Genomic DNA, 7,846 nt, shown 5'->3' with positions numbered 1-7,846 from the left:
AAATATCTCCTTTTGGGTTGTTAATAAAACATCCAATAAGTTGACTGTGCGTGAAAAAGAAAGTTTTGTGTGATGGCGTTGAAGATCGCACCGTTAAGCTCTTATGTGGGATGGTGCAGAGCTCGACGACTACCGATAAAACGCAACCGCCGCAAACAGACAAGAAAAAGCCCCAACTGATAACAGTTGGGGCTTCAGTATTGTGATTGGTGGAGCAATAGCACCCTGAACCCAAAACCTTCTCGCTCAACCGGTAGTGGCTGATAACAACTCGTGAGGGCTATTGCGGGTTAAGCATTTAGCGATGTCTAGGGCCAGACTGGACGTCTGAACGCAAGCCGCTGATACTGTACATAACCACAGTATCAGCGGAGGATACCCATGTCGCTGGCAAGGAACGCCACGGCGAGTCAATCGCCCACTCAAACAAACGGTTACGAACGCCACCAACCCGACCAGACGCTGCTCTACCAGCTGGTTGAGCAGCACTACCCAGCCTTCAAAGCCTCACTCGAAGCCCAAGGTCAACACCTGCCTCGCTACATCCAACAAGAATTCAACGACCTCCTCCAATGTGGCCGTCTGGAGTATGGTTTCATGCGGGTTCGCTGCGAGGATTGTCATCACGAGCGTCTGGTCGCCTTCAGCTGTAAACGACGCGGCTTTTGCCCTAGCTGCGGTGCCCGCCGGATGGCCGAGAGTGCGGCGCTGCTGATAGACGAAGTCTTCCCCAAGGAGCCCATTCGCCAGTGGGTGCTCAGCTTTCCTTTCCAGCTACGCTTTTTGCTGGCTCGCCATCCCCAGCTGATGGGCCAGGTCTTGAGTATCGTCTATCGTACACTCTCAACTCATCTGATCAAAAAAGCCGGTTACACCAAAGCCTCTGCACAAACTGGCTCAGTGACTCTTATCCAACGCTTTGGCTCCGCGCTAAATCTCAATGTCCACTACCACATGCTGTTTCTCGATGGTGTCTATGCCGAAGATGACTATGGCAAGCAACGCTTCCATCGTGTCAAGGCACCCACTTACGATGAGCTGAATACGCTCGCTCACACCCTCAGCCATCGCATCGCTCGCTGCATGGAAAAGCGTGGGATTTTGGAGCGTGATGCCGAGAATACGTGGTTGACACTGGAAGAGGGCGAAGACGATACGCTGACTCAATTACATGGTGCTTCGGTTACGTATCGCATTGCCGTCGGCCCCCAGCAAGGGCGCAAAGTCTTCACCCTGCAAACCTTGCCAGGGCGTGAGGATAAAGCCGACTCAAGCAGTCGAGTAGCCAACCATGCTGGTTTCTCGCTACACGCCGGTGTGATGGCCGAAGCGCATCAGCGGGATAAGCTTGAGCGCTTGTGTCGCTACATTAGTCGGCCAGCGGTTTCAGAAAAACGTCTGGCATTAACCGCCAATGGGCAGGTGCGTTACGAGCTCAAAACTCCGTACCGCAATGGCACCACCCATGTGATCTTCGAGCCGCTGGACTTCATCGCCAAACTCGCTGCGTTGGTACCTAAGCCGCGAGTCAACCTCACACGCTTCCACGGCGTCTTTGCACCGAACAGCAAACACCGAGTTCAAGTAACACCCGCCAAGCGGGGCAAGAAGCCCGACAAATCGGAAGGTCTCGATACTAACTGGCGTGACAAGAGTCCTGCAGAGCGCCACCGCGCCATGACCTGGATGCAACGCCTCAAGCGAGTCTTCAATATTGATATTGAAGTCTGCGAACACTGCGGCGGTCACGTCAAAGTGATTGCCAGCATCGAAGATCCGAAGGTCATTGAGCAGATTCTCAAGCATCTGAAACAGAAAACAGCCAAGGCGAATGCCGCCAAGCAGCGTGAGCTGCCACCAGAACGAGCGCCGCCACTGACTCCCAGCCTGTTCGATCCATCACAGAGTCGTCTCTTTGACTGACGACCCCAAATCCAACACTGCTCAACACTGCCAACTTTTAAACGGGGCGGTGGGGCAGTTTGTATCTCTCGAGCTATCAGGCTAGAGATTTTACCGCCAAATCGAACCTTATTAGAGCGGTTTAGGCTGGACCGGCAGTTAAAATTGGGGCTTGAGCGGTAAACGAGTGAGGGAATTTCAGGTAAGATACTTCGGATGAGGAGCAAAAAGGTGGTTTATACTTCCTATACCCAAAAAGGTGGTTTATACTTCCTATACCCTAAAAAGGCAGCTTTGGCTGCCTTTTGTATAATTCATATCGACTTATCAAAAGGACAATCCGATGAATGTCATTATAAAAGCTGTAGTTACTGCCTCGACGCTACTGATGGTATCTTTTAGTTCATTCGAAACCTCAGCGCAATCCCCACTGTTAAAAGAGCAAATTGAATCCATAGTCATTGGAAAAAAAGCCACTGTAGGCGTTGCAGTGTGGGGGCCTGACGATCTGGAACCTTTACTGATTAATCCTTTTGAAAAATTCCCAATGCAAAGTGTATTTAAATTGCATTTAGCTATGTTGGTACTGCATCAGGTTGATCAGGGAAAGTTGGATTTAAATCAGACCGTTATCGTAAACAGGGCTAAGGTTTTACAGAATACCTGGGCTCCGATAATGAAAGCGTATCAGGGAGACGAGTTTAGTGTTCCAGTGCAGCAACTGCTGCAATACTCGGTCTCGCACACCGATAACGTGGCCTGTGATTTGTTATTTGAACTGGTTGGTGGACCAGCTGCTTTGCATGACTATATCCAGTCTATGGGTATAAAGGAGACCGCTGTGGTCGCAAATGAAGCGCAGATGCACGCCGATGATCAGGTGCAGTATCAAAACTGGACCTCGATGAAAGGTGCTGCAGAGATCCTGAAAAAGTTTGAGCAAAAAACACAGCTGTCTGAAACCTCGCAGGCTTTGTTATGGAAGTGGATGGTCGAAACCACCACAGGACCAGAGCGGTTAAAAGGTTTGTTACCAGCTGGTACTGTGGTCGCACATAAAACTGGTACTTCGGGTATCAAAGCCGGAAAAACTGCGGCCACTAATGATTTAGGTATCATTCTGTTGCCTGATGGACGGCCCTTGCTGGTTGCTGTTTTTGTGAAAGACTCAGCCGAGTCAAGCCGAACCAATGAAGCTATCATTGCGCAGGTTGCTCAGACTGCGTATCAATTTGAATTGAAAAAGCTTTCTGCCCTAAGCCCAAATTAACAGACTATCAGCACTATCTAAGCCGCTGACTCTGGTTGTACACTAAAGCTATGGTTTGAAATTGGAGTAGGTTATGCAGTTATTAGGTTCAGTGGCTTCCCCTTTTGTTCGTCGTTTACGTTTAGTACTGGCAGGGCAACCTTATCAGTTTGTAGCGCTTAATATTTTTGAGTCTGAAGGCCGTTCAGTGTTGGTACAACATAATCCGGCACGCAAAGTGCCTGTGTTAGTGGATGGAGAGCAGGTTATTTTTGATTCAGGCGTAATTTATCGTTATTTGGCTTCGAAACTGAAATTCAAACCATTGAGCTGGGATCAGGAAAACGGTCTGACGACCATCAATGCCTGCACAGACTCCTTGGTTGAATTACTGCTTTGTAAGCGCTCAGGTTTTGACGTGACTGAAGATAAATTGTTTTTTAATCTTCAGCATGAGCGAATTCAGGCGACGCTAGAGGCACTTGAGCAACAAATCAGGGCAGGGCATTTCGGTGACTGGGACTATCCTGGTATCAGTCTGTTCACTTTAATCGACTGGATATTGTTCCGCGATTTAGTCGACTTAAAACCCTTCCCTGTATTATTACAGTTCAGAAATGCGCATTTAAACCGGCCGATGGTCGCTGAAACCGACCCGCGTTTAAGCTAAAAACAACAGGTCAGAGCCAAGACTCTGACCTTTATTATTTATTCCACACCAATAAAGCCGCCGGTTTGATGCGCCCATAATTGAGCGTAAATACCGCCTTTGGCGATCAGTTCCTGATGACTGCCTTGTTCCACAATACGACCTTGATCCAGAACGATCAGCCTGTCCATAGCTGCTATGGTAGATAAACGGTGTGCAATGGCTATAACCGTTTTGCCTATCATCAACTGAGTCAGACTATGCTGAATAGCTGATTCTACTTCGGAGTCCAGCGCTGAGGTGGCTTCATCCAAAATCAGAATAGGGGCGTTTTTCAGTAAAACCCGAGCTATTGCAATACGTTGACGTTGACCACCAGAAAGCTTGACTCCACGTTCGCCCACCTGAGCGTCGTAGCCACTGTTGCCTTTAGGATCGGTAAGCTCCTGAATAAAAGCATCGGCTTCGGCTAAACGGGCTGCTTCAATCATTTCCGCTTCGGTAGCGCCAGGACGACCATATAAAATATTTTCCCTTACAGTACGGTGTAGCAGGGAGGTATCCTGGGTCACCATAGCTATATGAGCGCGAAGACTTTCCTGTGATACAGTTTTGATGTCCTGACCGTCTATCAAAATCTGGCCTGAATTGACATCATAAAAGCGCAGCAGTAAGTTCACCAGCGTGGATTTACCAGCACCAGAACGGCCGACTAAACCTACTTTTTCACCGGGTTTAATCGACAAGTCCAGACCATCAATCACAGGACCATGTTCACCTGCTGCTTTGCCGTAGTTAAAGTTCAGTTGCTTAAACTCAATCTGACCTTGTGGCACTTCAAGCGGCTTCGCATCAGCTTTGTCGATGATTTGCTGAGGCTGAGACAAAGTCGCAATACCATCTGCCACAGTACCTATGTTTTCAAACAGTGCACTGACTTCCCACATGATCCACTGCGACATACCATTTAAACGCAGCGCCAGACTGACTGCGATGGCAATAGAGCCCACAGTGACGGCATTGACAGACCAAAGCCATATCGCCAGCGTGGCAATAGAGAACACCAACAGATAGTTCAGACCCTGCACACAAATATTGAGCCAGGTAGCCAGTCGCATTTGTCTGTACACAGGCACCAGAAACAGCTGCATGCTATCGCGGGCGTATTCTGACTCACGAGCCGTGTGTGAAAACAGTTTAATAGTGCTGATATTGGTGTAGCTGTCGACAATACGGCCTGTCATTTCTGAACGGGCATCGGCTTGTTCTGTTGCAACTTGTTTCAGTCTCGGCACAAAATAAAACTGCAAGCCGGTGTATATGACTAACCAGGCAATCATCGGCAGTACCAAGCGCCAATCTGCATCGGCGATCAGATACAACATAGAGCCAAAATACACCACCACATACACCATCACATCCAGCAGCTTGGTGGCCGTTTCGCGCACTGCCAAAGCCGTTTGCATCACTTTAGTGGCGATGCGACCAGCGAATTCATTCTGGTAGAAACCCAAACTTTGTTTCAGTAAATAACGATGCGCCAGCCAGCGGATCGACATAGGGTAGTTACCCAATATAGTTTGGTGGATCAGGGCTGAGTGAAAAAATACCAAACCAGGCAACACCAGCAACATCACTATGGCCATAGTGATCAAGGTATCCTGCTCTTCCTGCCAGAAAGTAGCCGGATTCTTGGTTACCAACCAATCGACTAATTGCCCCATATAGCCAAATAAGGACACTTCTAATGCGGCCAGTAAGGCTGTCGCAATAGACATCAGGATCAGAGGCAACACCATGCCTTGACTGTAATGCAAACAAAATGCAAACAGGCCTTGAGGTGGCTGAGTTGGCTCTTTATCAGGGAAAGGGTTGGTTAAGCGTTCAAAAAAGCCCAGCATAAAATTCCTCTGCAGCAACGAAAAAGGCAGTTATTGTACGTCAAAGTTTAAAAAACAGATGTAACTATTTGATGAAAGCCCGGTTTAGAACGGCCATCTTATTTTATAACCGATAGCTTGTGACTCGCTTTTTTGCTGAACAGAACAGCAGATTGTTGAAAATAAATACAAAAAATCTGAAAAATCCAAAAGATGCTATATCACATGAACTCAGCAGCTTAGATTTATTGAAGGACCGTTAATAGGTAATAACTGGAAAATCTATAACTTAGCTTCTGTTTTGTCAGCTTGCAAAGGACTTTTTGCTTTCTACACTGAAAATACAGAGTACCCGAATCAGGGTGTTGTCTCGTCTTACAGGAGTGTTGAAATGGATGCCAAAGAATTATTGGTCTACATGAAGCAGGCAGAACTGCAAGCTGAGTTAGTCGTTGAGGCTGGTCAGCAACTGGACAGAGCCATCAAACAATTACATGACTGGTCTGAAGACTGGGATTGTCAGCGCCGGGCTTGTGAAGATATGTACGATGCCGTGCATTTAATTCTGATCCATAGCTATCAATTATCCCGGATTTTCTGGCCCGCCAAGTGTTGCGGAGAACTGGGGCTGGATTTGTGTCATAGAGCCATGGCGCTGCGAAGTGAAATCAACCTGCCTGATCTAAACCATCCACTGCGGAATGAGGCGTTATGGCGTCATGCAGATGAGCTGGATCATTCAGTGCGGGATAATACTGCTCTGCGTCGTTATCAAGCGCATCATTTAACCGGTTTTAATCAGGTGATCACCTGGATGGATAATGAAGCCATGTTTTGCTGGCTTGAACCTGCCAGTAAAACCTTTGTGTTTCATGCCGAGGAGTTTGCTTTAGCCCAATTACTGGATGCTGTGCATCAGGTTCAGCAAGATATTCAGAATTTTCTTAACAAGCAGCATCAGTCAAATCTAAAGGTGGCCAAAGCTGGCGTGCATCACTATGAGAAGCAGTGGGGGGCATTTAAAATAAGACAAGACAGATCTTGTCCACAGCTTTGTTGTTATGACTACTTATCTAATTTAATAAATCCGTAGGCAGAAATCTCGCTGAGCTTATGTTCTCTGATCTTTTTTGCGACTTCTGCTTGGTAGTCTTCAATGTACAGGTGCAAAAAATCTTTAAACTCTTCATCCAAAGCACGTCTATCCACAGAGTTACCGAACCGTTGCGCTTCGTATGCAAGCAGGCATAATCTATGCGCCCGGATCTCCATATCAGCGGCCACCTGCTTTTCGATAATGTTTAATGCATCTGACATTCCAATCAACTTCTTGTAGAAAAACAGACTTAACAGTAAAAAGCCAAACGTAATTGCAGACATAACAAAAGTCAGCATTCCTGAAGTTCCTTTCTGTGCTTGACGGCTCCTGATATGGACCATAAAAATATCGCTAAAATTGCTGCGATATTTATAGCTGGTATTCCATATTTGTATATACCACCCAATAGATCAGTGCCAAATATGACTCTGTCTGTGAATCTCGCTACCTGCAGAACAGAGTGCATCAAGATGCTTAAACAAATGAATTGAGTGATTTGTTCAACCGCCCATACGAATTTTCTATGAATAACCCAGATGATACCAAGCGTCAATGTTTGACATATCACCCAACTTGGGTACCAAAGTAAGCGAGCGAGCTCAGGAGATGTTTCAGATATCCCCATCAGCAAAGGAGCAATCCTGTCTTGAGCTAATCCCGATAAAGTGAGTATCAATATGGTTATTCGTGCAGATTTACTGGCCGACCAGACTAAGGACAGCAGTAGAGAACCTATGCACAACACCCATAAGTACTCAGCAAGAGTCGTAATAAATGTCCCCACAAACTACCTCTTATTTTGGTGGTTCATTACCCCAGCCACCACCTAATGTAGTCAGTGTTGGATTTATTGCTTTAGATTCTTGCTGCTCTGCAGCCAGCTTCGCCTTTGCTTCAGCAGATAAGGTGACAGTGTCTGCAGTAGAGGGTGCTGTTGTAGTGGTGGTTTTAGCCTGAGCAGCAGGAGCAACAGTTTGTATTGTTGATGTAGCCGCTGTGCCCGGAGTATTTAAGTTGATTTGCATAACTGTTCCTTACCATTGTCACTAAATCAGAAAACAAATGTA

7 protein-coding genes are annotated in these 7,846 nt (G+C 46.9%); 4 read left to right on the top strand and 3 right to left on the bottom strand.

Annotated elements, in window-relative coordinates; all coding sequences use genetic code 11:
* Window positions 1–381 precede the first annotated feature (381 nt).
* The 3 genes from PSF67_RS21585 (at window position 382) to PSF67_RS21575 (ending at window position 3,821) form a co-directional block, all read left to right on the top strand.
* The gene (locus tag PSF67_RS21585) at window positions 382–1,923 is read left to right on the top strand and encodes an IS91-like element ISCR1 family transposase (protein ID WP_000050481.1); all 1,542 of its coding nucleotides are present in this window, start codon (window positions 382–384) and stop codon (window positions 1,921–1,923) included.
* Window positions 1,924–2,245: 322 nt separating this feature from the next.
* Complete coding sequence (locus PSF67_RS21580) at window positions 2,246–3,172, top strand: inhibitor-resistant extended-spectrum class A beta-lactamase PER-4 (protein ID WP_063864593.1); 927 nt, start codon at window positions 2,246–2,248, stop codon at window positions 3,170–3,172.
* Window positions 3,173–3,245: 73 nt separating this feature from the next.
* On the top strand, window positions 3,246–3,821 hold the full coding sequence (locus PSF67_RS21575; protein ID WP_001176353.1) for a glutathione S-transferase family protein: 576 nt from the start codon (window positions 3,246–3,248) through the stop codon (window positions 3,819–3,821).
* A gap of 38 nt (window positions 3,822–3,859) precedes the next feature.
* On the opposite strand, the gene PSF67_RS21570 is transcribed toward PSF67_RS21575, so the two are convergent.
* Entirely contained in the window at window positions 3,860–5,701 is a 1,842-nt protein-coding gene (locus tag PSF67_RS21570; protein ID WP_032495614.1) for an ABC transporter ATP-binding protein, read from the bottom strand.
* Between the two features lie 370 nt (window positions 5,702–6,071).
* Here PSF67_RS21570 and PSF67_RS21565 point away from each other — a divergent pair, with 370 nt between their 5' ends.
* Entirely contained in the window at window positions 6,072–6,773 is a 702-nt protein-coding gene (locus tag PSF67_RS21565) for a hypothetical protein (protein WP_032495674.1), read from the top strand.
* Here PSF67_RS21565 and PSF67_RS21560 read toward each other — a convergent pair.
* Together PSF67_RS21560 and PSF67_RS21555 are read right to left on the bottom strand one after the other, a co-directional pair.
* Window positions 6,746–7,075, bottom strand: coding sequence for a hypothetical protein (locus PSF67_RS21560; RefSeq protein WP_033917513.1), 330 nt, complete (start codon window positions 7,073–7,075; stop codon window positions 6,746–6,748). The two genes, PSF67_RS21565 and PSF67_RS21560, sit on opposite strands and share 28 nt — an antisense overlap.
* A 498-nt stretch (window positions 7,076–7,573) precedes the next feature.
* The gene (locus tag PSF67_RS21555; protein ID WP_032495677.1) at window positions 7,574–7,804 is read right to left on the bottom strand and encodes a hypothetical protein; all 231 of its coding nucleotides are present in this window, start codon (window positions 7,802–7,804) and stop codon (window positions 7,574–7,576) included.
* Between the last annotated feature and the right edge of the window lie 42 nt (window positions 7,805–7,846).

It is taken from the genome of Providencia sp. PROV076 (genome assembly GCF_028483405.1).
GTDB lineage: Bacteria > Pseudomonadota > Gammaproteobacteria > Enterobacterales > Enterobacteriaceae > Providencia > Providencia huaxiensis.
Note: the sequence above shows the minus strand (reverse complement) of the source record. Positions and strands in the feature narration are given on the sequence as shown.